Raw genomic sequence first — 25,735 nt, 5'->3', positions numbered from 1 at the left:
CTTATTTTTTGATTTTCGTTTGGGATAGAATTGGAAAGAAGAAAGTTGCTTGATTCATCAACTTAACTTATCTAAGCTTCATGCTGAAAAATCTGAAAAAAGCGAGTTTGATAACATTGAGTGTCTTGTCCGGTTTTGTATTTACGATCTTTTTGGCTGCAGCATATATTCTCGGGGAAATAAATATCCCTTTTTTGATCTTGGCGACGATCTTTTTTAATATCATCATGTGGCTCGTGGGTCCGTCGATCACCGATGTGATGCTCAGGATCTTCTATCATATGAAATTCTATGAATATAGGGATCTTCACAACAATCATCCTGAAACGGCGGCATTTCTTGAAAAGGTCTGCAAGGACAACAAGATCCGTTTTCCGAGAGTGGGGATAATCGAGGACGACAACCCAACCGCGTTCACATACGGTTCTCTTCCCTGGAATGCGAGGATGATTTTTTCAAGAGGACTTTTCACGTATCTCAAGCAGGATGAGCGCGAGGCGGTGCTTGCGCACGAGGTGGGGCACATAGTTCATTACGATTTTGTCGTGATCACCATCGCCAGCACTTTTCTCCAGATACTCTATGAATTCTATGTGATATTCTCGACAACCAAAAGCCCGTCTGCGAGGAAGAGGGGAAATATTCTGTATCTGTTCATCGCCGTCATGTCCTATGCTTTCTATGTTGCCGGTACCTATATACTTATGTATCTCAGCAGGCTTCGCGAATATTATGCCGATGAATTTTCGGCAAAGACCACCGGAAAGCCGGAGGTCCTTTCATGGTCCCTTGTGAGGATCGCCTATGGGATCGTTGCAAAAAAGGATGACGAGAGATCGCACCGGCTGATGGAAAGCACCAGGGCTTTGGGGATAATCGATGTGCACAGTGTGAAGAGTTTGGGGCTGGTCGCCAATCTCTCGGATTCTCCGGAAATGATCTGCAAGGTCATGGCATATGATTTTATAAGTCCCTGGGCATTTATTCTGGAACTGGGTTCGACCCATCCTTTGACCGGAAAAAGGATCGAAAGGCTGAATGAGCTTTCGCTTGCCATGGGAAAGAGCGGCCCTTTCAATATCAGGAACACCGTCAACTCGATCCCGATCGACAAGGTCAGGCTTTATCATAATTTTTTTCTCGGATTGTGCATAAGTTTTTTGCCGCAGATCGGAACGGCCGTGGGGACGTTCATGGCATTTGTGAGCGGCGGAAGCGTCGGTTTCGTATTCCTGCTTCTTGGCGCGGCGATGATCATAAAAGCGATCTACAGATTTCCGAACCTTGCGGCCGAAAAAACGACGATCCGGGAGCTTATGTCGGATATCTATGCCTGTCCCGTGAGAGGAAAAAAAGTAGAACTTAGCGGAAAAGTCGTCGGGCGCGGAGATGCCGGCGCGGTGCTTGGGGAAGATATGATGTTCGAAGATAATGGCGGGCTGATCTATCTTGATTATAATTCGAATTTGAGCGTGCTCGGGAATTTGTTTTTTGCGCTGAATAAGTTAAAGGGTCTGATCGGCAGATCGGTCATGGCCGAAGGCTGGTTCTTCAGGGGGATGGGACAATATGTTTCTTTGGACAAGATCAACGATCAGGGATCTGTGATAAGGAGCTATCCTCGCCTGTGGGATATAGTTCTCGGAGCTTTGTTCATGCTTGTCGGACTTGTTTCTATATTAAGATGATCTTCATTTAAGTTCATATGGATCAATACGAACAGATACAATCATATAACAAGAAGTTTTTCCGGGGAGTTGCCGTGAAGTTATCGCTCGCAGCCCTGGTGCTTTTGGTTGTCGCCGGCGCTGCAGGCCTGACTTGGTACTATCGCGATCTTGACGAGAGGAAGATAGGTCTTGAGGAGGCGAAAAAGATCGGAAACTGGGAGCTTATAGACGATTATTTTGTTTTTCAGGGCGCTTTCAAATTAAAGATGTTCAACGACATGGCAAAAAATGTTGAAATACTGGACGAAAAGAACGGAAATGAAATAAATATTCTGGCGATGTCAAAAGGTTTCTCCGACGCGCATCTGAGATATGATTCAACCAAAAGCGAAGACAAGAAATCGAATGACGAGATATTCATAGAATTTTATGCGGCGGACAGTTATGCGGTGAGAGGAACGGGCAAGATCGAAGACGGCAGGGCGGAAGTGAATTACAATATGATAGAAAATGAGGGATATCAGAACCTTAACGATAAGATCTCGGGTTTTTTAGGAAAGATAGATTGCGCGGATAGCGTCATTGTGATCCTTATAACGAACAAGGCGGACAAATTCAACAGTGATCGTGCATTTGATTTTGTCAGGAGGATGAGTTGCGCCGGCTCTATATCCCCAGTGAGCGGACAAGAGGAAAGCGGGAATATTCCTGCGGGTGATGCAAAAGATCCTGTCGATGCAAGCGTCGGTGAAAGCGGGGACACTTCTTCGATGGATACGGATGCCGGGGATGCTGCGCCCTTGCCGGAATCAAGCTTGCCGGAAGAAGATAATATTGTTAAAGGGGAGGATAACGACAGCGATGGGCTTTCAAATAATGTAGAATTTGTCGTTTCGAGTGACCCGAACAAAGCAGACACGGATTCGGACGGATATAATGATTTCAGTGAGATAAAATATGGGCACGATCCGCTGGTCGTTGCTCCCGCAGATGTTTTTTTTCCGGACGACTACAGGAAACTGAAGGAGCAGATAAGGATCATAGACGAGGAGAATTATAATAGGCTATTTCGGCAATAAAAAAGCATTATGATCGGAGATCTGATTATTCTTACATTGCTTTCTATAATTTGGTGGAAGCTTCTGAAATTGAAAAAAGATAATTTCAGGGGGTTTGTTTTCGAGTTCACTATATACCTTCTTGTTTTTGCAGCGTCCATAGCGCTATATAAGATCTCTTTTTTTCTGTTATCTCTTGTTTTTCAGTTCGAGCTTTTCCCCAGCATTGTCGGAGTTTTCAGCCTGAGCTTTTTCCTGCTTTATTCATTGGTCAGGATCTCGCTCATTTATCTTTCAAGGAAAAACAAATTTACTCCCGAGGCCAGGGAAAGCATAACCGGGGGATTTGTGAGATTCTATGACCGCATATTTCCCAATATCGCTGAATTCGAAAAAGCGGTGAGGATATTCATGGCCATCAACATCGTGATCATTCTGACGCTTTTCAATAGTTTTTTCGATGCATTCACACACCAGAGGATTTTGAACTATGAGAACAGCGCAGCTCTGGACGAGAAGGCCGGATATCTCCTCCGAACGGCAAAGGGACCCTTATCCGGCATCAAGAACCTTTCGGACACTCTGGATTTTCTCAGGGCCATTGATCCGAGAGCATATGAAAAGATCGTTTCCAATACAGAATCCTTCGTATTTCCCGCAAGGGATATGGGTCTGTTCCTCGGGCTTGCTCATATGCCGGATAATCTCATTGAGATAAACGGTGTTTTTGCTTCTCCTTTTGATTCGGTCGAGGATAATATATTTTTTGCTTCGGTTCTTGTGCACGAAGCCGAGCATCTGAAGAATTTCCGGAGCGATGCGGGATTTGTCGGAAATATAGTAAACTATGCCATTCTCAGCGCGAGGTGCAATCCGGTCACAAATTATGAATATTTTTCGGATATTACCCGGTCGATCTTCATGTATGGGGATGAATGGTGCGCGCAGGTGAGCGAGGTGAAGTTCTTCCGGCAGTTCAACGTGGATTATCGGAGCGACTGGATGCGGAATTTTAAAGTCGATTGATCCGTCGCCGGCGTTTAATGAGATAATCAAAGAAAGGGATCATGCAGATACAATTTTATGATATACTGGGTATTATTTTCGGGGCCATTGCCATTGCTTTTGCCATCATTGCTTCAAGGAGCAATGGATTTTCATTGGGTCTGAAGATCATAAGATTATCCTGGGCGGTGTTTTGCCGGAACAGATCTTTGTATTTTTTACATATATCGTCAGTTGTTCTGGCTCTCATCATTCTTCCGGCCATATGCCTGTTCCTTTTTTTCAATCTCGATACAATGATGGATATTCTGACCGGGCCCGGATGGTCAGTCAGTGTCACGTCGATATTCTCTTTTGAGATGATATATGCTCTGTTCAGCATTGCCGTCATTATCATCTGGATCACGATGCCATTCTGGTTCTTTCTTATTTTGATGCCGGCGATCATAACTTTTTTGAACGTGGTCTTTTTCAAGAAGCTGTTTGAATCGGTGTCGAACGAGAATGCGAATCATTCCTATTCTCAGATATTCAGAGAAGAACTTTCCGATATTTCCGGCATCCTCAATCTGACTTTTCAGAAATTGTGGATCAGGTATTATGTACACAATACTCTTTGGCATATGAGGAGGAGATTTCTTTTTTCAAGCGACACCGGCATAAGTTTCAGCCAGTATTTTTCGATCGCAATGGTCTCAAACTTGATGAATTACACTTCTATAGATTATGCATATTATCGGAGTTTGCCGAAGCATGCTGCTATAAAGAGTTATCTGATAAACAAAAAATGGTCGTCGGTGGGCATGTTCGGACTTGTCTTTTCGATAGCTTTCTATCTTCTTATATTTTCGCTTTATATCTTCCTCTGCCAGCTGATATTCATTTTGGGAAGCGACTATATCAGCCTTTCCGATCCCAATTCGGCGCTGGTCTATTGGATCGCCGCGGTGCCTTTTGTGATCATCAGTACCGTCATCGCCATGTTTTTTCAGACCTATTATTTTATTCTCTATATAAGCTATAATAACTCATGTGTAAGACAGCGCGAGGACGGAGGGACCCGGAACGATCTGGCGATCGGCGACCTTGACCAATATTTCGATTATGTGGAAGATTTTCTGGTGAAAAAACTGAACATAGAGAATATTCCGTCATATGAAAAACTCGTGCCGGTCAAGGAGGAATATGGCAATTATATCGATATTATTTCATAGATAATTATTATCATGCCGACAACATATAACAGGATAGACGAGAACATGAAACAGACGATGATATTTGTTTCGGTTTTTGTCATCTTTCTGGCTATTGCCGCCTATATAGTCGATCTCATGCTTCTGAGAAATCACTTTTATGCCGCATTGGCGCTGGCGATCTTGCTGGCTGCGAGTTTTGGCGATTACATTTTTTCGAATAAGCTGATATTGAAAGAAAACAGGGCGGTTGCGCTTGACCGGAAAGATCATGAGGACCTTTATAATACTGTCGAAAATCTGAGCAAGGTCGCGGGGATCCCTGTTCCGAAGATCTGCAAAACTCCGGATATCGCGATCAATGCTTTTACGATAGGAAAAAAGCCTGAAAATGCCGTCCTGGTTCTGACCGAAGGAGCGCTTTCAAGATTGGATAATCTTGAGCTTGAGGGGGTGGTCGCTCATGAGATCGCGCACATCGAGAATAATGATGTCATGCTCGCAACTTCCCTGGTGTTCCTTATGGGGTTCATAAGGAGGATCGTGGATATCGTGGTAAACATGATCAAATGGTTCTCAGAATTCCTGAGTTCCGAAGATGCTGCGGAGTCTTTGATCAAGGCTTTCATTATGAGCATGTTCTATGGCATAATACTTATAGGAATGTCTCTTGCCCTGGTTCTCTCCTTCATTCCATTCATAGAAGAGCTTGTTTTTTACGGTATATCGAGAAAGAGGGAGTTTCTGGCCGATGCGGAAGGAGTGCTTTTCACAAGATATCCGATGGGGCTTGCGCTGGCGCTGGAAAAGATCGCAGCTGACAGCCATCCTCTTGAGACCCGGAATTATTCGACAGCCCATCTCTATATTTCAAGCCCTTTCAGGAAAGGATCAGGACCTTGGTGGGAATCTTTTTTTCACAGCCATCCGCCGATCGAGAGAAGGATAGAGATCCTGAAGCAGATGGATGAATATGGAAATGTGGGCAGCAAGGTGGCCGGTTAATAATTTATCATAATCAAAAATATGAAAAACATAAAAAAAATATCCATGCTGGCGGTGCTTATTCTGATTGCGGTGTATTTTTCCGGGTGTTCGATCAGAAAGAAAGAGGAGGTTGCGGATACACCCGCGCCGGTTGTCACCGAAAAAAAAGAAGAGCCGAAAAAAGTTGACACGGACGGCGATGGGCTGTTCGATGATGAAGAAGAAAAACTTGGGACCGACAAAAATCTGGCCGATACGGATGGCGACGGTCTTTCTGATTTTGATGAAGTGAAGACATGGAAAACGGATCCACTTGTAAAAGATACTGACGGAGATGGTTATGAAGATGGCGTTGAGGTGTCGGCCGGCTATGATCCCAACGGTCCTGGGCAATTGGACAGCGATAGCGACGGTCTCACTGACCCTGAAGAAAAAAAACTCGGAACGGATCCTTATAAATTCGACACGGATGGTGATGGACTTTCCGACAAAGAGGAGATCGATGCAGGAAGAAATCCGCTGGTTGCAGAATAAATTGTTATGATCGAATATGTTTGATTTTTGGAGCATGAATTTGAGATCCAATATCAGGAAATTCTATCTCATGGGATTTCTCGAAGCACTTTGGTTTCCATTGCCTATTTTCATTTTGTATCTGCTGCATAGCGGGCTTGTTCTCGGTCGGGTTGGTATCCTGCTAAGTACGCTGGTCCTTGTGCAGGTCATTTTTGAGATACCTTCGAGCGTTTGGGCCGATAAATATTCCAGAAAGAATGTTTTGATCATCGGTACTGCATTTTCCTCGCTTTCATCCTTGATGCTGTTTTTGGGAGGAACATTTGAACACTTCTTCATTTCGATGGTTTTTATGGGATTTTCAAGCGCGCTCCGGTCCGGAACCGATTCTGCGATCGTTTATGATACGCTTCTTAATCTTGGCGAGGAAAGCAAATATGAAAAAACGCAATCCAAGATCATGGTCTGCTTTTTCTGGAGCAGGATCGTGGCTTCGGTCGCGGGAGCTTTCGCTTATTCGATCGATCTCAAGCTCCCGTTCCTCCTTGCTGTTTTTTCAAGCTTGGGCTTGATCGCTGTTCTTTCAACACTGAAAGAACCCGCATATCAGAAATCCATAGGCGGCCATTTTGGCCAGGTGAAGGACGGACTGAAATTCCTGATGAAAGAAGGGAATGTCTGGCTGATCATAGTCACATTTTCCCTAATGCTTGCCGCGTCGGACGTCTTGTTCTATTACTATCAGCCGGTGCTGGACTTTGCAGGCCTGACCGTTCTTTATCTCAGTTTTGTGTATGTGGGGGTCAATCTTTCGAGTTCGATGGGGTCGATGTCCTATCCCTATTTTGAAAAAAAATTCAGCCAGAAAAAAATAATTGTTTTTTATCTCCTCGTTACGGTATTTTGTTCTTTGGCTTTTATGACAAAGAATCTCGCGCTGATCCTGTTCTTCATCGCTCTTCTTTCTTTCAATTTTGGAACTCAGTATGTTTATATCACGAGCCTAATAAACAAGATCGTGCCTTCCAGTCACAGGGCGACGACGATCAGCATCCAGTCGCAGCTTTATCTTCTCCTATTCTCGGTGATAATAGTCATGGTGGGAAAAGCCTCCGGCGAACTCTCGATCTTTTATGGAATGGCCATAAACCTTTTCTTCGTTTCGGTTGCCGCGTTATTGTTTTTCTATAACAACTTCAGGAAGGCTGTCGGAAAAAACTGACGGTATGTTTCAAAAACGCGGTATTATTGGTATAATATAAAAAGATCCGATCGTATCTAAGAATATCATTTAAGCCATGGAAATAAAAAGCAATTACAGAAAAATAATCATCATAGCGATCGTTGCAATGATAATTTTTGGCGGATATTCTGTCTGGAAAAGCTATTCCGATCAAAAGGGCATCACTGAAGGGGAAAGCGTTGTTGTGCCTGTGAAGGAAATAGATACGGGAGAGCTTCCCGAGGCGGTTTCACCGGAAATTCCAACTGCCAACCAGACTCCCGACGATCGCGATAATCAAAGAGTAAAAGATCTCGGCGATATCAGTTATGCCATAGATGAATATGCAAAATACAATCAGAACGAATATCCGATAACGAACGGATACGAAAAGATAAGCGACGAAAACAGCTACATATATAAGCTTCTCCGCCAAGACTGGTATCTTAAAAAGAACTATATAGACCCCCTTTCCGGTTCCCGTTTTTACGGCTATAGATCCGACGGAAAAAGCTATGAGCTGACTGCGGCGTTCGAAGATACCAATGACCCGAGATGCGAACCCTTTGGAAATTTATGTGTATATATAGTAAAGAAGCCTTAAGCGAAAAAAAATATGGGATCGGAAAACATACAGATCAAAGAGATAAAGTGGGAGATCAGCGAGAAGGGAATAAAAAGAAGGATGGACCAGAAGTTCCTGTTTATCATGACACTGCTGACAATAGGACTGTCAATCGTTTTTTTGCTGATATTTTCCAAGCCGCTGGCGATCATTGTTCTCGTGTCTCTTATAATTCTGGCATCTTTCACTCACTATATAAATGCCAAAGTAAAATATAACAGCGGGGAGCCTCTGGAGTCCTATAGGATAGACGAGAAAGGAATTGAAATTGTGAGATCTCGGGAGAAGAGGAAGGAATTTTTCATGTGGTCGGAGATCTCGGGTTATCACATATCCGACAAGAATCTTATGGCGGTTATGGCGTATTTTTTTGATATCTTGGGCAGGTCTATAATCATTTTCATAAACGATCACAGGAGATTTTCCCTTAACGTGGAATCCGGAGAAGATTATGAAAAAGCCGTGGCGGAACTTTCAAAACGGGTCGGATCAAGATAGGGTAAAATATCGGAATACAGTGCAAAATCGGACTTTTGCGGTATTCGATTATATGTTATAATGTATATGCTTTAAAAACACTTAAACAATAATAAAATAAAATGGAAAACAGAAAACAAAAAAACATATTATGGTACAAGGAAGTGACGAATAAAGATGTCGGTCTTGTCGGTGGAAAGAATGCCAGCTTGGGCGAGATGTATCAGAAACTCACGAAGAAAAATGTCAATATTCCGAACGGATTCGCGCTTTCTGCTCATGCCTACAGGCATTTCATGAAAGATTCCGGGCTTATGGAGAAGATCAGGGAGATATTGAAGGATCTGGACACTCATAATATGAAGAATCTTGCGGAAAGGGGTGAAAAAGTGCGCCATACGATCATGGCCGCCGAACTTCCGGAAGATCTCAACAAGGATATCGCGGATGCATATCATGAAATGGAAAAGCAATATGGCGAATATGTGGATACGGCCGTCAGGTCCAGCGCTACCGCGGAAGATCTTCCCGATGCTTCATTTGCCGGACAGCAGGAAACCTATTTGAATATCAGAGGCGTGCATAATGTCCTTTACGCGACAAAACAATGCATCGCATCGCTTTTTACGAACAGAGCTATTTCATACAGGGAAGACAAGGGATTCGATCATTTCTCAATCGCTCTTTCAGTCGGTGTGCAGAAAATGGTGAGGTCGGACAAGTCTGTGAGCGGCGTCATGTTCTCCATAGATACTGAATCGGGATTCAAAGACGCGGTGGTCATCAATGCGATCTATGGTCTCGGAGAAAATATCGTTCAGGGAAAAGTCACTCCCGATGAGTTCTATGTATTTCAGCCGACTTTGAAACAGGGATTCAAGCCTATTATTGAAAAAAGGCTTGGATCCAAATCATACAAGCTTGTATACAGCACATCAGGGAAGATTTCCACCAAGAATGTGGCGGTTCCGATTGAGGATAGAAAAAAATTCTGTCTGAAAGAAGAAGAGGTCATCAAGCTTGCTGAGTGGGCCACTATCATTGAAGATCATTATGATCGAGCTATGGATATGGAATGGGCAAAGGACGGAGTAACCGGAAAGTTGTTCATTGTTCAGGCCCGTCCTGAAACCGCGCAGAGTGTGAGAGATGCGAATATCCTGGAAGAATATAAGATCAAGAGAAAGAGCAGGATTTTGTGTTCCGGCGCGAGTGTCGGCTATAAGATCGGAAAAGGCAAAGTAAATGCGATAAAGGATGCGAGCAGTATTGAGGATTTCAATAAGGGAGAGGTTCTTGTGACTGAAATGACCGATCCGGATTGGGAGCCGATCATGAAGATCGCGGCGGCCATTGTGACGAATTCCGGCGGAAGGACCTGCCATGCGGCGATCGTTTCCAGGGAGCTGGGGATCCCGTGCGTGGTCGGAACCAGGAATGCAACCGAGGTCCTGAAGACCGGAAAAGAAGTGACCGTGAGCTGCGCTGAAGGCGAGGAAGGGTATGTCTATGAAGGCCTGATCGATTTTGAGATAAAGAAAACGGATCTCAAAAATCTCAAGAGGCCGAAGGTCAAGGTTATGATGAATCTTGCAGAACCGGAACAGGCGTTCACCCAGTCATTCATTCCGAATGACGGAGTGGGGCTTGCGAGAGAAGAATTCATCATCAACAACACCATCAAGGCTCATCCGCTGGCGCTTATGGCCCTGGACGGCAAGATCAAGGGAGTGAGGATCGACAAGCAGACCGCGAACAAGATACACAAGATCACCGCGGGATACAAGAGCAAGACCGATTTTTTCATCGATAAATTATCGCAGGGGATCGGAAAACTGGGCGCGGCATTCTATCCGAATGACGTGATCGTGCGGTTCTCCGATTTCAAGACAAACGAATACGCCAATCTTATCGGTGGAACATATTTCGAGCCGCATGAGGAAAATCCGATGATCGGATGGCGAGGCGCATCAAGATATTACGATCCAAGATATAAAGAGGCGTTCAAAATGGAATGCCAAGCGATCAAAAAGGTCCGCGAGGAATTTGGCCTGACGAATGTCATTGTCATGATCCCGTTCTGCAGGACCGTCGAGGAAGGCAAGAAGGTTCTTGCTGTCATGAAAGAAGCCGGGCTTGAAAGAGGAAAGAACGGACTCCGGGTCTATGTTATGGCGGAAATTCCGGCAAATATAATTTTGGTTGATGAATTCGCGAAAGTTTTTGATGGATTCTCCATCGGAAGCAATGATCTCACTCAGCTCACCCTGGGCATCGACAGGGACAACGGAGGTCCGATCGCATCGATCGCAAACGAAAAGAACGAAGCCGTGAAGATCCTCATAAGGCAGCTCATCAAGGGCGCACACAAGAGAAAGAGGAAAGTGGGAATTTGCGGACAGGCTCCTTCGGATTTCCCCGACTTTGCGGAATTCGTGGTGAAGGAGGGGATCGACAGTATTTCTCTCACTCCGGATACGGTGCTCAAAACTATACTTTATTTAGGAAGCAAGAAAAAGAGAAAATAATCAATTCATAAAGAAAGGAACCATGGGTTTGGGATTCAATGCATTTGAAAATTTTGTAGAAACTGAGGATGATGGTCTGATAAAATTCACTCCTGCAGAAAAATCGGAAGAAGAGACGGATGCTAAGGGGAAAAAAAATAAGGGAGTCAGGCGGGGAATGGAGAAGGAATACGGGGATTAGCGGTAAGCCGCCGAGGATCGGCAAGGAGAAGGCTGGGTGCGTTCTGGCGGCAGATGGGGCAAAATAATTAACATAAGAAGAAAGGAGATATGGGGTTTAATCCGTTCGAAAAGATCAAAAATTTTGTAGATGGCAATTTGAAGAAGATCACTCCCGAGGCAAGATCAGAGGAAGATGAGATCGATGAAGAAATAGATGAAAAAACTATGCAAAAACTAAGAGAAGATTGCCATGCACCTGATGATGAGATTCTTAAAAGAGAAGAAAGATATAGAAGGGAAGAAGAGCTTAAGAAGACGAGGGAGAAGATAAAAGAAGTCAAGGGATAAAGAATTCAGACAAGCTGCCTTTTGCGCAGCTTGTCTTTAGCAAGGAAGTTAATTGTGCGTATATGAAAAATAAAATAAAGGCGGAAAAATATTTCTATCTGGCCGGCGGTATCGTGCCAACGAATCCGGGAGGGCTTTCCTCCGATCTTTCCGGCGTGATCCTGAATGCGACCAATTTCATTTTGGGCTTTGTGGCTTCCATGGCGGTTCTTGCCATAATATGGGGAGGGCTGAAATACATCGTATCGATCGGGAATCCCGAGGAGATCTCAGGGGCAAAAAAAGCGATAAAGTATGCCCTGATGGGGCTCGTGATCTCAGGGCTTTCCTATGCCATTGTCCGGGTTATGGTGGACGTAATTTTAAAATAATATTATTTTTATGGAAGAGCAAAATGGCCAGACGCCAAAAGCGAATGCGCCTAAGCCGATAAACAATAAAGTCCTCTGGTTTGCTTTTTTTGTTGCGATATTTGTTTACAATATCGTTGCAATATTGATAGCGCAAATGCCGAGTGAATCTCGGATAAAGACTTTTGCGCCAAAGCTTGCGGGTTCGGATATCGAGACCATAGTCCAGTCTCAGGATAGATTTATGGGATTTATAGGCATGGACGGCGGGACATATTCATTAGTATTCTCGGCATTTCTGATCATCTCCATAATTAATTTTGTTGTGATATTCAAATTGAATCCGAAAGCAGAGTCAAAAAATGCAATCTTTAATTCATCTGGTGGTCCGATCAATTACGGTCTCTTGCGGATCGCATTTGCGGAATCAATGGCGATCTTTGGGCTGATGCTTTTCCTTATCAACGGAAACTTCAGTCATCTTATTCTTTTCACGGCATTGGCTATAGTAGGCATGCTTCTGGTCTATCCGAGGGAATAAGCGGATCATTCGCTTCGGAATAAACAGACATCGGAAACACAACGTCCAATAAGGAGCTTAGCTCCTTATTGGGATCAAACTGTGCATTTTACAGTTTGTTTTTGTTTTTCGGGTGGGATATAATGTAAATGCAGACAAATTAGAGCAATTAGGGCCATTGTATGCGAAAAACAAGCTTTGCAAATGGGGAATATTATCATATATATAATCGTGGCGTAGATAAACGGGATGTTTTTTGTGATGCCGAAGACTATGCTAAATTTATGGTAAGTATGAAGATGTTCAATAATTTTTCGAGTTATGAACAGCGAGCTATCATTAAGAACAACTCATCCAATAAGGAGCTTAGCTCCCGGAATTTGGAGCTAAGCTCCTTATTGGAATCAAAGCTGGTGGAAATTGTCTGCTATTGTCTTAATCCGAATCATTATCATTTGATATTGAAGCAGACCGGGGACGATGGGATCAGGATGTTTATGCACAAAATCGGCACCAGTTTTACAAATTATTTCAACCAGAGAAATGATCGTTCCGGATCGCTTTTTCAGGGACCGTTTAAGGCCATCCTCATAGATACCAATGAGTATCTATTGTGGCTTTCGGCATACATCAACGGCAATGCGGGCATACATAGATTATCAGATGCAAGAAACTATAAATGGTGCAGCTATCCTGATTATTTGGGAAGCAGGGCGGGAGTTCTATGCAGCAGGGAGGCCATTATGTCCAATTTCGCGGATGAAAAAGAGTATGAGAATTATGTCGATATGGTGATCTCGGAGTCCGGAAGCAGAAAAGATCTAGAGAGGTATTATATAGAAAGCGCGCAACAAGGAGCTTAGCTCCTTAAATTTTATCAGATGAAAAATATGGTTAATAAAGTCCACACAATCCCTCTGGCTGACAGAATGCGTCCGAAAACGCTGGCTGATTTTATCGGCCAGGAAAAGCTTTTGGGCGAGGGCAAGATCCTGAAAAAAGCCATAGAAACGGACAATGTGCCCTCAATGATCCTGTGGGGTCCTCCTGGTTCCGGAAAAACAACCCTGGCTTCGATCATCGCAAAAGCTACAAAAGGGGAGTTCATAAAATTGAGCGCGACAACGAGCGGAGTGAAGGACCTCCGCGCTGAGGTGAAAAAAGCGGAAGAGCTTAAAAAAACGGGGAAAAAGACGATCATATTCATCGATGAGATCCACCGGTTCAACAAGTCCCAGCAGGATGCTCTTCTCCCGCATGTCGAAAATGGCACAATAATCCTGATCGGCGCTACGACGGAGAATCCCAGCTTTGAAGTGAATAACGCTCTTCTTTCGCGTTCCCGCGTTTTTGTGCTCGATAAGCTGTCTAAAGAAGACATTGTAAAAATTATCGCAGGCGCTCTAAAGGACAAGGAATCGGGACTTGGAAAGTTGAAGATAGAGATCAAGACAGAGGACATAGAATATCTTGCCGACATGTCGGGAGGGGATGCGAGGATCGCTCTTAATGCCCTTGAATTCGCGAGCGATATCGACAAAAAAATAGAAAAGAACATGATCGAAGAGGCTCTTCAGCGTTCTCTTGCCTATGACAAGGATGGAGAGGAACATTATAATATAATTTCCGCACTGCATAAATCCATGCGAGGAGGGGACGCAGACGCCGCTTTATACTGGCTCACAAGGATGCTTGAAGCGGGGGAAGATCCTCTTTATATAGCCCGCCGACTTATCAGATTCGCTTCCGAGGATATCGGGATCGCGAATTCATTTGCGCTTGACCAGGCGGTTTCCGCCTATCAGGCTTGTCATTTCATCGGAATGCCCGAATGTAATGTGAATCTTGCTCAGGCCGTCGTCTATATGGCCAGGAGCAAGAAAAACAATGAGCTTTATACGGCCTATGGAAAAGCCGTTTCCGATGTGAAAAGATACGGCAATCTTCCCGTGCCGCTGCACATCAGAAATGCGCCTACCAAGCTCATGAAAGAACTGGACTATGGAAAGGGATATAAATATTCTCCAAATTTTGACTATAAGGAGGATCAGAAATATATGCCGGAAGAATTGAAAGGTAGGAAATATCTTGATTTCGGGAATTGATCCGATCGGCATATCTCAATTTGTCCCAAGTGTGTTATAATATAAATAGAATTATGATAAACAAAATAACATAAAAATATGGAGATCGATCCCGGCAAAATAAATTATGGCAAGATGGTCCAGGCGAAGGGGAATATGAACGCTCTTAATACCGGGAAGAAGCCCGAGGTTCAGGGTCAAAACGTTCCGCCAAGCGTGGTTCAGGGTCAAAACGTTCCTTCTGCTGTCCGGCAAGATAATGACACCGTCACTGCGGATGGCAATGCCGGGGCGGATGCTTTCAGCGAAGGCATTTTGTTGAACGGGAAAAAGCTGTTTGATATGTCGCTGGACATGTTCAAGGAGAGGCTCGGTAAATTTTTGGCGCTTGTCGTGCTGGCAGTCGTTGCGCTAAGCGTTATGGATCTTGCCATAAGCCTTCCGCTCAGTTTCTTTTTTGATTCCACGGCCATATTGAAATATAACATCGTTCATCTGTATTTTGTGTCTGCGCTGATATCCATTGTCGTTTCCATACCGTCGATGATCCTGGGAATTTCGATAATAGAGACTATAAAGGACCAGAACCTCGAGGTTCGCGAATCGATAAAGAGAGCTTTTGGAAAATTCAAAGATTATTTATCTGCGTTCGTTATCGGGAATTTTATCTATTCCGGAATAATCCTTTTGGTTCCGGCTGTCGCATTGATTCAATTTATCACTTCCGGAGAAGAATTTTCCATGAAACCCGAAGCCTGGGGAATGTCTTTTCTGATCATCATTATAGGATTCATTCTTATCCTTCCGCTTCTGTATATTGTTGAGATCTGGATATTCATCACTCTGCTTAGCGTGATCCTGGACGGCCTGAAACCTTTCGAAGCATTTTCCTATGGATACGAGCTTATAAAGGGGAAAGCTTCTCAGATATTCTGGAGGATGATCAGCCTATCTTTCAGGCTTTTTATTTATATCATAGTCATTGAGATAGCATTTGGAGCGGCCGTGGGAATTCCTGCCGGAATCCTCATATCGATCGCCGGACAAAACAGCGTGGCTGCGCAGGCGGTGTCATATCTCATGAATGTCCTGAGCAGCGTTGTTGATCTCGGCATCACGTCCTTTGCGCTGGTTTTTCAATATAACATATATCAAAATCTTAAAGCCATAAGAAAGGATCTTCCGCAGGATTACAGGACGATGCACCAGGGGACAATAAAGATAATTGTGGCCTTGGGTCTTTTGCTGACCGGCATGTTTTTGACGACGCTGGTCTATTATGCGCCGGTCATCGATTCAACTTTCAGAAAAGAGGTTATGACCGAAGAATTTATGAAAGAGAACGGCCTTATCAATGCTTCAACCCCGGCTCCGGGCGACGATAAAAATGAAAATACGGGCGAGAGCGTGCAGCCGGAGGAAAAAAAGGAGGGGGTGCCAACCGAGGCTGAAGAGATCACGGGAAGAGACTTGAAGCGCAAAGATGATCTTGGGAGAATATCTCTTATGGCGTATAGCTACAGAGAGATATATGGAAATTTTCCGGTGAGCCCCGTTGCGTCAAAGCTTAACGAGGAAAATGAAGTGGCACTCGGTCTCAGGTCGGCGGGCGGGGAGGACCTGCCGCGCGATCCGAAGGATCCTGAATACTATTATGCCTATAAGTCTTCTGATGGACAGAATTTTGAATTGAGTGCCAGACTGGAGGATCTGACAGATCCTCTCTGCGATCAGAACGTAAAAAGCATCTGTCTTTATGTAGGCAAATTTTAATCAAAAATAATTTAATGAATATGAAATGTCCAAAATGCAGCAGTGATTCGCTGGAAGAAATAAAGATAAACGGCATCAAGCTGGATAGGTGCAAAAATTGCGGGGGATTGTGGTTTGACAGGGATGAGCTCGGCGTTGTCCGGGACAATAGGGATGAAAATCTGAGCTGGCTGGATTTCGACCTTTGGGAGGATGAAAAGAAGCTTTCGGCAAACGGCTCATTGGTTGATTGTCCTCGGGACGGCAAACCTCTCTTCAAGATCAAATACGGTTCGACCGGGGTGATGGTCGATGTTTGCCTTGACTGCCGCGGCGTGTGGCTCGACAAGGACGAGCTTGATAAGATAGTCTCCGGCCTGAAGGATAAAGTGAACTCGGAATCTATTCCGGAATATCTCAATGATCTTGGCGGGGAAGTGAAGGAACTGGTGACCCATCCCGACCATGCGGGAACGGAACTCAAGCACATTATGATAGTGATGAAACTTTTGGAATACAGATTTTTCGCTTTGCATCCACGCCTCGCGGAGCTGATCTCTGTTCTGCCGGACTAGAGCCTAAAATGAAAATGCCTCGCAAGAGGCATTTTTTATGCCGGCATATTGACGGAAATATGAATCGGTGATATCATTTCCCGTCAGTTGTTGTTTGACAAAGGAGGAAAAAATATGGAAGTAGTCTATGCAAACGAAGAATTTCCGAAAGAAGCGGAAAAAATGATATTTCTCGTGGGGCCGACTCCCAGAAAAGAAGGCGTCATTTCATGGAGGATCGAAGCCCTAAGGATCCTGGAAGAAATGGGATATGATGGACATGTGTTCGTTCCTGAACCGAGAGACGGGAAGTGGCAGAGAGATTATTATGGGCAGATCAGATGGGAGAAAAAGGGACTTTCCATGGCGGATTGCATTCTTTGCTGGATCCCGCGAAGTGAAGAAAATCGGGCATATACGACCAATATAGAAGTCGGTATGTATGCAAGTTCCGGGAAAATCGTCCTTGGCGCTCCGAAAGACGCTCCAAAGATGAAATATCTCCGGGCCCTTGGAGAAGATTATAATGTTCCGCAAGCGGAAACTCTGGAAGATACGATCAAAAAAGCGATGGAAATGGTAGGCGCTGGCGCGTTCCGAAAAGGCGGAGAATGCGATGTGCCGCTGCATATATGGAAGATAAAAACTTTTCAGAATTGGTATAAATCGCAAAGGAATGCTGGAAACGAATTGGTAAGTGCGCGCGAGATATATAATGTCCGACCGGGGTCCAAGAAAAATTTTGTTTTTATCTGGATCTTGCATGTTGTGATGTATATCACAAAAGAAGACAGATACAAAAAGAACGAATTTATTTTGGGTAGGCCGGATATTTCATCAGTCTTGATGTATAGAAAAGGTGAAAGCATTCTGGATGCAAAGATTATTATGGTGAGAGAATTCCGAAGTCCTGCAGTGACGTCTGATGGATTTATCCATGAGCTTCCAGGGGGATCATCGAAAAATGAAACGGACCCGACCATTGTCGCTTCCGATGAGGTTTTTGAAGAAACCGGACTCAGGATTGATCACTCAAGGATAAGAAAACATGGCGCTCGCCAGCTCGCAGGGACATTGTCCGTTCACAGATCTGATCTCTTCTCGGTAGAAATAACCGAAGAAGAATTTCAGGAGCTGAAAAGCCAGCAGGGGATAGCTCATGGCGTAATCGCGGATTCCGAAAGGACCTACGTTGAAATATCCACAATGAGAGAGATTCTCAGTGAAAATCTGGTAGACTGGAGTATGATCGGAATGATCTCGGCAGTATTGATGGAAATCTATAAAAATGAATAAAAAAAGCGGAAAACATCACCGCTTATTTTTTTATGTATTTGAGCTTTTTTGCGGCGGATTCCATCGGAAAAGAAAAAAGCCAACCTCGATGACATATCGGGTCGGCCGCAATGCCGTAAATATTTTAAGTTTTGTCTGATACAAGCGCAGCAATGGCAAGTATGACATCGGGATCTGTGAGGGAGTGATATTTGTCACCAAGGCGTAAATGTGCAGTGCCCCAAGGAAAATATCCATCCAAATTTTGTCCGTCAAGTTTGAGATCACATCCGCCCCAGGGCAGACTGCCTTTCAGTCGGGTTCTATCAATGGTTAGGTTCACACCTCCCCATGGTATTTTTCCCGACGAACGGCCGTTGTTATAATTCAGATCCACGCCTCCCCATGCGGTTGATCCAAATATTCGCGAACCGTCTTGCTGCAGTTTGGCATGTCCCCATGCAGTATGACCCTCAACGCTTCCGTCATCGTTTTTCTTTAATTCTACACCGCCCCACGGAGCTTGTCCTGAGAGAACAAGATTGTCAGATGATGATTCGATACATCCCGTGATCATAACAGCAATTGCAAGCAAACAAAACACGCTTATAAACCTTTTCATCCAAATTCCTCCTTTAGAACTGTCCTATCTGTTTATACTCAGGCGTTTGGACCGAGTATCATTATCTTGTATCACAAAATCTCCCATCGGTCAACAATATCCTGCTATTTTCCGAAAAAAGCCTTTTGACCTCCATTATTTACAAATCCCCGAAATAATAGTATATTTAATTAGCAAAAATATCGATTGATAAACGGCTTGTTCTTTGTTTCAAGTTTCATGTTTTTTGCTACATGACACATTTGGAGAGGTCGCATAGTGGTCGAGTGCGCCGCCTTGGAAAGGCGGTAGACCGTCAAAAGTCTCGAGGGTTCGACTCCCTCCCTCTCCGCCAGTTGGAAAACTGGGGGGAATTGGCAAGGGTTCGCCAGCCGATTTTCCCTTTAAATAAGAATTTTTTATCTTTCAAAATGAAGTTCGAGCCGATATTTTTTAGAAATGCTCGGATTTTTTGATTGTCGCCTTGCGACAAAAGAATTTTGGCTTGGCTACTGGCTAAAATCATTTCTTTCATCGGTTCGAGCCGATTATTTCCCATTTGTTCAAAATCCTTTATCCGCTGTTGTATGTCCAGCTTCTCATTGAGAAGTTTTTGTTTTTTAGCTTGGTATTCTTCGGGCTCAATGCTTTTGCCTTCAATAAAAAGATCAAGCAGTTTTTCGGTTGTTGTTTCAATTTCAATTTTTCGGCTATAAAGATTTTGAACAATATTTTTTGTTTCTTCGTTGACTTGCTCTTTTTCTTTGTCTATCTCTAAAAGCATATTTTTCACCCAATCGTCAGGCAAAGAAACTTTTTGAATAACTGCTTTCATTTGTTCAACAAGTTTTTCTTCCCGCAAATATTTTTCATCGCACTTTTGCTTTTTCTTGGTGCAGCGATAATAGTGATGTCCTTTTTGCTTTTCGGCGGTTATGAGGCAATCACAAGAACCGCATTTCATCAAACCTGAAAAAGCAAATTCACGCTTTCTCTTTCTTTGCTTTTTTCCTCGATTACTCATGACTTGTTGAACAGTATCAAAAAGTTTCTTGGAAATAATCGGCTCATGCGTTCCGTCGTAAACTTAGCCATTGAAAGAAAATACGCCGTAATAAATCGAGTTTTGAAGCATACGCTGGACACTGGAGACGGAAAGAACATTGCCTTTGTAGCTTTTTAGCCCCGCTTGCCCCAAAACCTTTACAATGGCTTTTAGTGTGTATTCACCAGTTCCGTAAAGCTCAAAGGCTTTTCTAATAAATGACGCTCTTTCAGGGTCAATATCAATCCCTTTGGTTTTGTGGTTATTCAAATAACCAAGCGGGGCAAAAGTCGGCCAAATGCCTTTTCGTAGTTTTGCTCGGTGTCCACGCTTGATATTCTCGCTTAGATTGTCGATGTAATACTTACTTTGGCCAAAGGCAATGTTTAGCATAAATTTTCCCTGCGGCGTACTATCAAACCAAAATGTCGGAAACTTCAAATCTTTTATTTTTCCAGTGTCCAGCAAATAAATGATTTTACCTCCGTCAATTGAATTTCTAGCCAGTCGATCCGGATGCCAAGCCAAAATTCCGCAGGCTTCGCCTTTTTCAATCCGATCAAGCATTTCGCCGAACACAGTTCGGCCAGGTTCTTTGGCAGTTTTTGCCTCGCTTGGCGAGGCGACGATTTCAAGTTTTTCTTTGGCGGCAAATTCTTTTAATTCGGAAATTTGAGATTCAATGCTTAAAACTTGCCTTTCTTCACTGTCCGTTGATTTTCTTGTGTAGATAAAATATTTCATAGTTTTTAAAATTAAATAGAAAATTCGGGAAGCCCGCTTTTGGCCTGCCCGCTACTGCGGGCAAAGATAAAAAATTCATAAAGGGAAAATCGGCTGGCGAACCCTTGCCAATTCCCCCCAGTTTTCCAACTGGCGGTGTGCGTTCGAAAATATCCGAACCGATTTCAGCGAAAATTAAGCGGAGCGGGCAGAATTTTTACCCCGTAGCGAGCTCGCTCTGCTTCGGGGCACCCCCAAACCCCCCTTCCGCCCGCCCGCGGAGGCGACCATTTCAGAATTGAAAAACTGCCAAAGAACCTGAAAAAATATCGGCTCGAATTCATTTTAGGCCAAAAGCGGGCTTCCCGAATTTATAATTTTGTGATAGTATTATATTGAAATAATATCATATCAGTATAATACTATCAAATTATTGAAATTATGGCAACAGAAATCAATATTGGAGAAAATATAAAACGATATCGCGCAAAGCTAGGTTTATCGCAGGAGGATTTTGCCAAAAAATCTGGTGTTAAATATACCACCCTGACAAAAATTGAGAGTAATGTGATTAAAAAACCGTCTGTGTTAATTATGGCAAAGATTGCTAAAGCTCTTGGCGTTTCAATTGAAGATCTAATAAAATAAAATAATAATATGGAACAAGAAAATATGAAGGGAAATATTATGAATCGTAAAATACCTATGTTCATTGGCGTAATTGGCGCCATTGTTGTCTCTTTTGCTATTACATTATTATCTAAGGCACATGCTCGAGATATTTTGGTTGTTTTAGTCGGATATTTTGGCGGCGTTTATTTGGGTGTAGGACTGTTAACTGCCAGCCTAAAGAAGGCTGCTCTTCAAGACGGAGCTTCCGCGGTTTTTTTCGTTCTCGCGCTTGCAGGTCTTTGGGTGAATCCATTATTTCTCGCGTTGGCATGTTTTGTACATGCTGTCTGGGACATCATCATTGAACATCCAAAGACTCTCAATACATCCGTTGCATTTTGGTATGTGCCTACATGTGTTGCTTTCGACATTCTGCTCGGCGTGTTTATTTTAGTTTGGTGGCGGTAAAAATGATAAATATTAACTATTAAATTTTATGAACTATGAGTGAAAAAAACAGAGGATTAATATTAGGAATAATTCTATCATTGATAACGATTATTATTGCTTCGTTTTTTTCAAAGCCAAAAGAAATAGAATTCTTTGCAGTAGTTCTTATGGGAATTGCTGCGGTTTATTTTGGTTATGCTTTTTTGAGCGGGGGCGCTAAAGAAATTATTATAGAAGTAACGAATATTACGCTATTTTTTATCTTAATACTCGCTGGTTTATGGATTAATCCTTTAGTTCTCGTTATCGGTTATTTTTGGCACGGGATATGGGATGCGATTCATCGCAGAGAATCTCAAATTGTAAAAACAAAAGTGCCGGAATGGTACATTTATTTTTGTATGATCTATGATTGGATTATCGGAGCTTTTATTCTTATAAGATTAATATAGTTTATGCCGGACAAAACGACAATTTTTAGCGTTGAGTCCCGACTTTCCGAATTAAAAGAATTTGCCGCCAAAGAAAACTTGAAATCGTCCAATCTGAAATGGTCGCCTCCGCGGGCGGGCGGAAGGGGGGTTTGGGGGTGCCCCGAAGCAGAGCGAGCTCGCTACGGGGTAAAAATTCTGCCCGCTCCGCTTAATTTTCGCTGAAATCGGTTCGGATATTTTCGAACGCACACCGCCTTCGCTTCGCCGAAGCGAAGCTACGGCGTGACACAGTCCGCTCGCCTTGGCGTAGCCTCCGGCGAAGCCAGGCCAGTAGATTCGCGAAGGCGAGCTTGATTAAAAAAAACTAGATTAATTTTACGTATTAAATTTACAGTTTGAAATTTAAGGACGGACATCGTATTGTTTATTAAATAATATTTATAAATATGGAATACAACAATATCACCACGGTGCTCGAATTGCCGGGCAAGAAAATAGTTAAGAATTTCGGCTTGGTGAAAGGGATCACGGTGAGATCCAGATCGATTTTCGGAACTCTTGGCGGCGCGCTTCATACTCTCGTCGGAGGGAATATCACTCTGTTCACAAGTTTATGCGAAAGAACGCGTCAGGAAGCTTTTGATCTGATGGTCAAGCACGCGGAAGAAATGGGCGCGAATGCCATTGTCGGAGTCCGCTATGATGCGAATGAAATTATGTCAGGAGTGACCGAAGTGCTTTGCTATGGAACAGCAGTTTGGGTTGAATAAGCGAGGTTTGAATGAGAAAGACTTAGGGAATGTCAGCAAGCCGTAAAAATCCGCTTTAAGGCGGTTTTTTTGTTGATTTTTCCTATAGTTTAAGCTATCATTGGTTCAAGGAGTTTTATGTACCGATGGCCAAATGTAACTAAAATAACCCGATATCTTTTCCGAACAATAAAAATATTTAAATGATATTTGTCCAATTAATTTCAATTTTTTTCGCCGGTGTCCTTTCCGGATTTGTTGGAGCGGTAGCCGGCGGAGGGGGACTATTTTCGATATCTCTCCTACTGCTTTATGGCATTCCGCCGCAGATAACTTTGGCGACGAACAAATTCGGCGGGATCGGGCTCAGTATCGGCGGGTTGTATAAATTTATAAAAGAAAAGAAAATAGTTTGGAAATATGCCATTGGTTTAAGCGTCGCTGGTATTTTTTCCAGCGTGATCGGATCAAAAATCTTATTATCCGCTGATCCCGCTTCATTAAAAACTCTGACCGGAGTCTTGCTCCTTCTTCTTGTGCCGACTATTTTTCTTAAAAAGGATTTTGGTTTGGAAAACAAAACCACTTCAAGAAATTATAAAATAGTTGGCTATATCCTGTATTTTCTAATTTCAATAATTGCCAGTTTTTTTGGCGGCTTTGGCGCCATTTTGATCAGTATCGTTGTTTTCTTTTTTGGACTGCCGATGATCGAAGCGAATGCCACCGAACTGGTTTCCTTCACTATTTTTTCCGTTGCCTCGGTTATAATATTTATGGCTAATGGTATAATAGATTATCAGATAGGAATCCCTTTGTTTATCGGAATGCTGATCGGCGGTTATTTAGGTGCTCATATCGCAGTGAAGAAAGGGAACAGATGGGTAAAAGCTTTTTTCAGCACTGTTGTTATAATTTCCGCTATCAAAGTGCTGATTGGATAAAGTCACATTTTTCAAATTATTATGAATACAGTTTCTGGAATCTTGGAATACATTATTCCAAGAACAATAGAATTAAATAAAATTCATATATTGGATGAATCAACAAAAGTAAACTACTCGGCGATTTTTTGTCAGAGTAGGGCTGAATATGAAGCGCTGAACAGGGAAGCCTCTGAGCTTGGTGATGTTGTGGAGGATAACTCGACTGGACCTCTTTATAAATTTTATAAACCGCTTCAAACTCTTGCCGGGCCTCTTTGGCTTCTCAAAGTTCGCAAGCCAGATCCAGCACGTCTGGAGCGCGGAGACGCCGATTTTACTCTCAGGGATTACAATTCTTTCAAGGAAAAGTATTTGAAAGATGACGAGCATTTTAAGCTTATTGATCGTGTAAATTTCGAGATGATCGAATTAAAAGATTCAAAGTTCGATGTGCTTTCTTATTTTTCAAATATTCCTTTGACTATTCAGTTGGGGACAGAATAGCTGTTTTATTTACCTAATAATACAATGGAATAGTTGTAAATTAAAATCGTTAAAGTATAGGCGGTTTCAATCAGAGATTTAATTAAACATCCGCAAGTTATATAAATGTATGGAACAAGGTCAAAAAACCAAAAAAGATGAAAGAAAAGAGATCATGCTTTTGCTTGATAAATATTTTCGTATAATGGAGGAAACTTCAAATCTCGTAGATCCAATAATATTAAATTATTTTGAAAAGTCGAAAGGCAGAATATGCAATAATGACGAGATTTATAAAAAACTATACGAAGCAGCCATAGGAAGACTTGGTAAACCAAAAATGAGATCTCACATTGCAAGATTGGGATATGAGATTTGCGGTGGTAAGGATTTAATAAATTTTTTACCGATAGCAGCATCAATGGATTTGTTAGAATTTTCTTATTACTGTTGTGACAAAATTTTTGATTATCCTGGATATTATCAAAATCGTCAAAATGTACAGGATAAAATTATAATCTCTCATATACTTATTAGCTTAGCCTATGATTTAATTGGAGAATCAATAGAAAAATTAAAATTAAATGAGCAACAAACACATTATATTTTAAATACTGTATCTAGCTTTATAAAGGATATTTATGAAGGATTTTTTATTGAAAATCATAATAATGAACCCTCTATGGATGTTTACGAAAGAAGAACTTATGCATATAATTATTGGGAGCATATTTTAAAAATTGGTGGAATTGCCGCCGGTGGCAGTAATGAAAGAATTAATGCATTATCAAATTTCGGTGAAAATATCGGTATAGCTTATATGGTTACCAATGATATAAGCGATATTATAAAAGATTTTGAAGACATAAAAAATGGTCGATATACAATAATAAATATTTTATTTCTAGAAAAAGCAAGTAAAAATGAAAAAGAGTTGTTCAAAAAAGCTTTTGGTAATCAAAAAGCGCAAAAGAATGATCTTGAAAGTATAGCCAAAATTATGGTTGAAAGAGAAATTATTAAAGAATCGCAAATTTACGCTTCTAAGTTTATCGAAAAAGCTTTGCCATATTTACAGTTATTTGACAATTCTTTAGAGAAGAAAATGCTCGCCGTTGCTACTCGTGCTGTATATAGAAATCAATGGTATCGTTCCTTAAATGAATTATATGGCTATAAACGAGCAGTTTCAGCTTGCGGATTAGAGTTGGCGGGGATAAATGATCTACGAATATAAATATTTAAAAGGTACCGGATTCCTTTTCTGACGCCGCGGAAATTTCGAGGTGATTGAATTAAAAGATTAGGAGTTTGATGTTCTGTTCTATTTTTCTAATATTCCGTTAACTGTTTGGTTGGGGGTATAATTGGATATATATTTTTCAG

General features: G+C 42.5%; 30 protein-coding genes and 1 tRNA gene. 27 read left to right on the top strand and 4 right to left on the bottom strand.

Annotation, left to right across the window (positions count from 1 at the left end):
- Nucleotides 1-80: 80 nt before the first annotated feature.
- Genes WC788_00525 through WC788_00515 form a run of 3 tightly spaced genes read left to right on the top strand, consistent with a single transcriptional unit; the run spans nt 81 to nt 3,754 of the window.
- Entirely contained in the window at nt 81-1,688 is a 1,608-nt protein-coding gene (locus WC788_00525; protein MFA6096094.1) for a M48 family metalloprotease, read from the top strand.
- 17 nt (nt 1,689-1,705) lie between these two features.
- Entirely contained in the window at nt 1,706-2,749 is a 1,044-nt protein-coding gene (locus tag WC788_00520) for a hypothetical protein (GenBank protein ID MFA6096093.1), read from the top strand.
- A 9-nt stretch (nt 2,750-2,758) separates the two neighbouring features.
- The gene (locus tag WC788_00515) at nt 2,759-3,754 is read left to right on the top strand and encodes a hypothetical protein (protein MFA6096092.1); all 996 of its coding nucleotides are present in this window, start codon (nt 2,759-2,761) and stop codon (nt 3,752-3,754) included.
- Nucleotides 3,755-3,809: 55 nt separating this feature from the next.
- On the opposite strand, the gene WC788_00510 is transcribed toward WC788_00515, so the two are convergent.
- Nucleotides 3,810-4,181, bottom strand: a complete 372-nt coding sequence (locus WC788_00510) for a hypothetical protein (protein MFA6096091.1) — start codon at nt 4,179-4,181, stop codon at nt 3,810-3,812.
- On the opposite strand from WC788_00510, the gene WC788_00505 reads away from it, so the two are divergent.
- The 16 genes from WC788_00505 to WC788_00430 all read left to right on the top strand — a co-directional run bounded on the left by WC788_00505 (nt 4,168) and on the right by WC788_00430 (nt 18,347).
- Nucleotides 4,168-4,947, top strand: coding sequence for a hypothetical protein (locus tag WC788_00505; GenBank protein ID MFA6096090.1), 780 nt, complete (start codon nt 4,168-4,170; stop codon nt 4,945-4,947). The genes WC788_00510 and WC788_00505 overlap by 14 nt on opposite strands.
- Before the next feature lie 12 nt (nt 4,948-4,959).
- Nucleotides 4,960-5,931 (top strand): M48 family metalloprotease, encoded by a 972-nt coding sequence (locus WC788_00500; protein MFA6096089.1) that lies wholly within the window; start codon nt 4,960-4,962, stop codon nt 5,929-5,931.
- Between the two features lie 21 nt (nt 5,932-5,952).
- Nucleotides 5,953-6,447, top strand: a complete 495-nt coding sequence (locus tag WC788_00495; GenBank protein MFA6096088.1) for a hypothetical protein — start codon at nt 5,953-5,955, stop codon at nt 6,445-6,447.
- 16 nt (nt 6,448-6,463) lie between these two features.
- Nucleotides 6,464-7,651, top strand: coding sequence for an MFS transporter (locus tag WC788_00490; GenBank protein ID MFA6096087.1), 1,188 nt, complete (start codon nt 6,464-6,466; stop codon nt 7,649-7,651).
- A gap of 76 nt (nt 7,652-7,727) precedes the next feature.
- A complete protein-coding gene (locus WC788_00485) occupies nt 7,728-8,255 on the top strand; it encodes a hypothetical protein (protein ID MFA6096086.1) in 528 nt (175 codons plus the stop codon).
- 12 nt (nt 8,256-8,267) lie between these two features.
- Nucleotides 8,268-8,774 (top strand): hypothetical protein, encoded by a 507-nt coding sequence (locus tag WC788_00480; protein ID MFA6096085.1) that lies wholly within the window; start codon nt 8,268-8,270, stop codon nt 8,772-8,774.
- Between the two features lie 101 nt (nt 8,775-8,875).
- Entirely contained in the window at nt 8,876-11,281 is a 2,406-nt protein-coding gene (gene ppsA, locus WC788_00475) for a phosphoenolpyruvate synthase (GenBank protein ID MFA6096084.1), read from the top strand.
- 22 nt (nt 11,282-11,303) lie between these two features.
- On the top strand, nt 11,304-11,462 hold the full coding sequence (locus WC788_00470) for a hypothetical protein (protein MFA6096083.1): 159 nt from the start codon (nt 11,304-11,306) through the stop codon (nt 11,460-11,462).
- A gap of 89 nt (nt 11,463-11,551) precedes the next feature.
- On the top strand, nt 11,552-11,791 hold the full coding sequence (locus WC788_00465) for a hypothetical protein (protein MFA6096082.1): 240 nt from the start codon (nt 11,552-11,554) through the stop codon (nt 11,789-11,791).
- 62 nt (nt 11,792-11,853) lie between these two features.
- A complete protein-coding gene (locus WC788_00460) occupies nt 11,854-12,162 on the top strand; it encodes a hypothetical protein (protein MFA6096081.1) in 309 nt (102 codons plus the stop codon).
- A gap of 10 nt (nt 12,163-12,172) precedes the next feature.
- Entirely contained in the window at nt 12,173-12,682 is a 510-nt protein-coding gene (locus WC788_00455) for a hypothetical protein (GenBank protein ID MFA6096080.1), read from the top strand.
- Between the two features lie 263 nt (nt 12,683-12,945).
- Complete coding sequence (locus WC788_00450; GenBank protein ID MFA6096079.1) at nt 12,946-13,524, top strand: transposase; 579 nt, start codon at nt 12,946-12,948, stop codon at nt 13,522-13,524.
- 27 nt (nt 13,525-13,551) lie between these two features.
- Complete coding sequence (locus WC788_00445) at nt 13,552-14,766, top strand: replication-associated recombination protein A (GenBank protein ID MFA6096078.1); 1,215 nt, start codon at nt 13,552-13,554, stop codon at nt 14,764-14,766.
- Nucleotides 14,767-14,844: 78 nt separating this feature from the next.
- A complete protein-coding gene (locus WC788_00440; GenBank protein MFA6096077.1) occupies nt 14,845-16,518 on the top strand; it encodes a hypothetical protein in 1,674 nt (557 codons plus the stop codon).
- A 20-nt stretch (nt 16,519-16,538) separates the two neighbouring features.
- Entirely contained in the window at nt 16,539-17,072 is a 534-nt protein-coding gene (locus WC788_00435; GenBank protein MFA6096076.1) for a zf-TFIIB domain-containing protein, read from the top strand.
- Between the two features lie 114 nt (nt 17,073-17,186).
- A complete protein-coding gene (locus tag WC788_00430; GenBank protein ID MFA6096075.1) occupies nt 17,187-18,347 on the top strand; it encodes a nucleoside 2-deoxyribosyltransferase domain-containing protein in 1,161 nt (386 codons plus the stop codon).
- Nucleotides 18,348-18,471: 124 nt separating this feature from the next.
- Here the strand turns inward: WC788_00430 and WC788_00425 are convergent, their stop codons facing one another.
- Nucleotides 18,472-18,948: a hypothetical protein gene (locus WC788_00425; protein ID MFA6096074.1), complete on the bottom strand. Its 477-nt coding sequence runs from the start codon at nt 18,946-18,948 to the stop codon at nt 18,472-18,474.
- A 244-nt stretch (nt 18,949-19,192) separates the two neighbouring features.
- Between WC788_00425 and WC788_00420 the strand changes: the two genes are divergently transcribed.
- Nucleotides 19,193-19,282, top strand: a tRNA-Ser gene (locus WC788_00420).
- Here WC788_00420 and WC788_00415 read toward each other — a convergent pair.
- The gene (locus WC788_00415) at nt 19,244-19,891 is read right to left on the bottom strand and encodes a zinc ribbon domain-containing protein (protein MFA6096073.1); all 648 of its coding nucleotides are present in this window, start codon (nt 19,889-19,891) and stop codon (nt 19,244-19,246) included. The two genes, WC788_00420 and WC788_00415, sit on opposite strands and share 39 nt — an antisense overlap.
- 123 nt (nt 19,892-20,014) lie before the next feature.
- On the bottom strand, nt 20,015-20,716 hold the full coding sequence (locus WC788_00410; GenBank protein MFA6096072.1) for a recombinase family protein: 702 nt from the start codon (nt 20,714-20,716) through the stop codon (nt 20,015-20,017).
- Between the two features lie 420 nt (nt 20,717-21,136).
- On the opposite strand from WC788_00410, the gene WC788_00405 reads away from it, so the two are divergent.
- The 7 genes from WC788_00405 (at nt 21,137) to WC788_00375 (ending at nt 25,586) form a co-directional block, all read left to right on the top strand.
- The gene (locus WC788_00405) at nt 21,137-21,343 is read left to right on the top strand and encodes a helix-turn-helix transcriptional regulator (GenBank protein MFA6096071.1); all 207 of its coding nucleotides are present in this window, start codon (nt 21,137-21,139) and stop codon (nt 21,341-21,343) included.
- Between the two features lie 9 nt (nt 21,344-21,352).
- Nucleotides 21,353-21,775, top strand: a complete 423-nt coding sequence (locus WC788_00400; protein ID MFA6096070.1) for a DUF6010 family protein — start codon at nt 21,353-21,355, stop codon at nt 21,773-21,775.
- A 35-nt stretch (nt 21,776-21,810) separates the two neighbouring features.
- A complete protein-coding gene (locus WC788_00395) occupies nt 21,811-22,209 on the top strand; it encodes a DUF6010 family protein (GenBank protein ID MFA6096069.1) in 399 nt (132 codons plus the stop codon).
- A 428-nt stretch (nt 22,210-22,637) separates the two neighbouring features.
- A complete protein-coding gene (locus tag WC788_00390; protein ID MFA6096068.1) occupies nt 22,638-22,961 on the top strand; it encodes a YbjQ family protein in 324 nt (107 codons plus the stop codon).
- Nucleotides 22,962-23,143: 182 nt separating this feature from the next.
- A complete protein-coding gene (locus tag WC788_00385; protein MFA6096067.1) occupies nt 23,144-23,884 on the top strand; it encodes a sulfite exporter TauE/SafE family protein in 741 nt (246 codons plus the stop codon).
- 21 nt (nt 23,885-23,905) lie between these two features.
- Nucleotides 23,906-24,370: a hypothetical protein gene (locus tag WC788_00380; GenBank protein MFA6096066.1), complete on the top strand. Its 465-nt coding sequence runs from the start codon at nt 23,906-23,908 to the stop codon at nt 24,368-24,370.
- 109 nt (nt 24,371-24,479) lie between these two features.
- Nucleotides 24,480-25,586, top strand: a complete 1,107-nt coding sequence (locus WC788_00375) for a polyprenyl synthetase family protein (protein MFA6096065.1) — start codon at nt 24,480-24,482, stop codon at nt 25,584-25,586.
- Nucleotides 25,587-25,735: the final 149 nt, after the last annotated feature.

It is taken from the genome of Candidatus Paceibacterota bacterium, assembly GCA_041661265.1.
Taxonomy (GTDB): domain Bacteria; phylum Patescibacteriota; class Minisyncoccia; order JAHIHE01; family JAGLIN01; genus JBAZUT01.
This window is presented reverse-complemented; position numbering and strand designations above follow the sequence as displayed.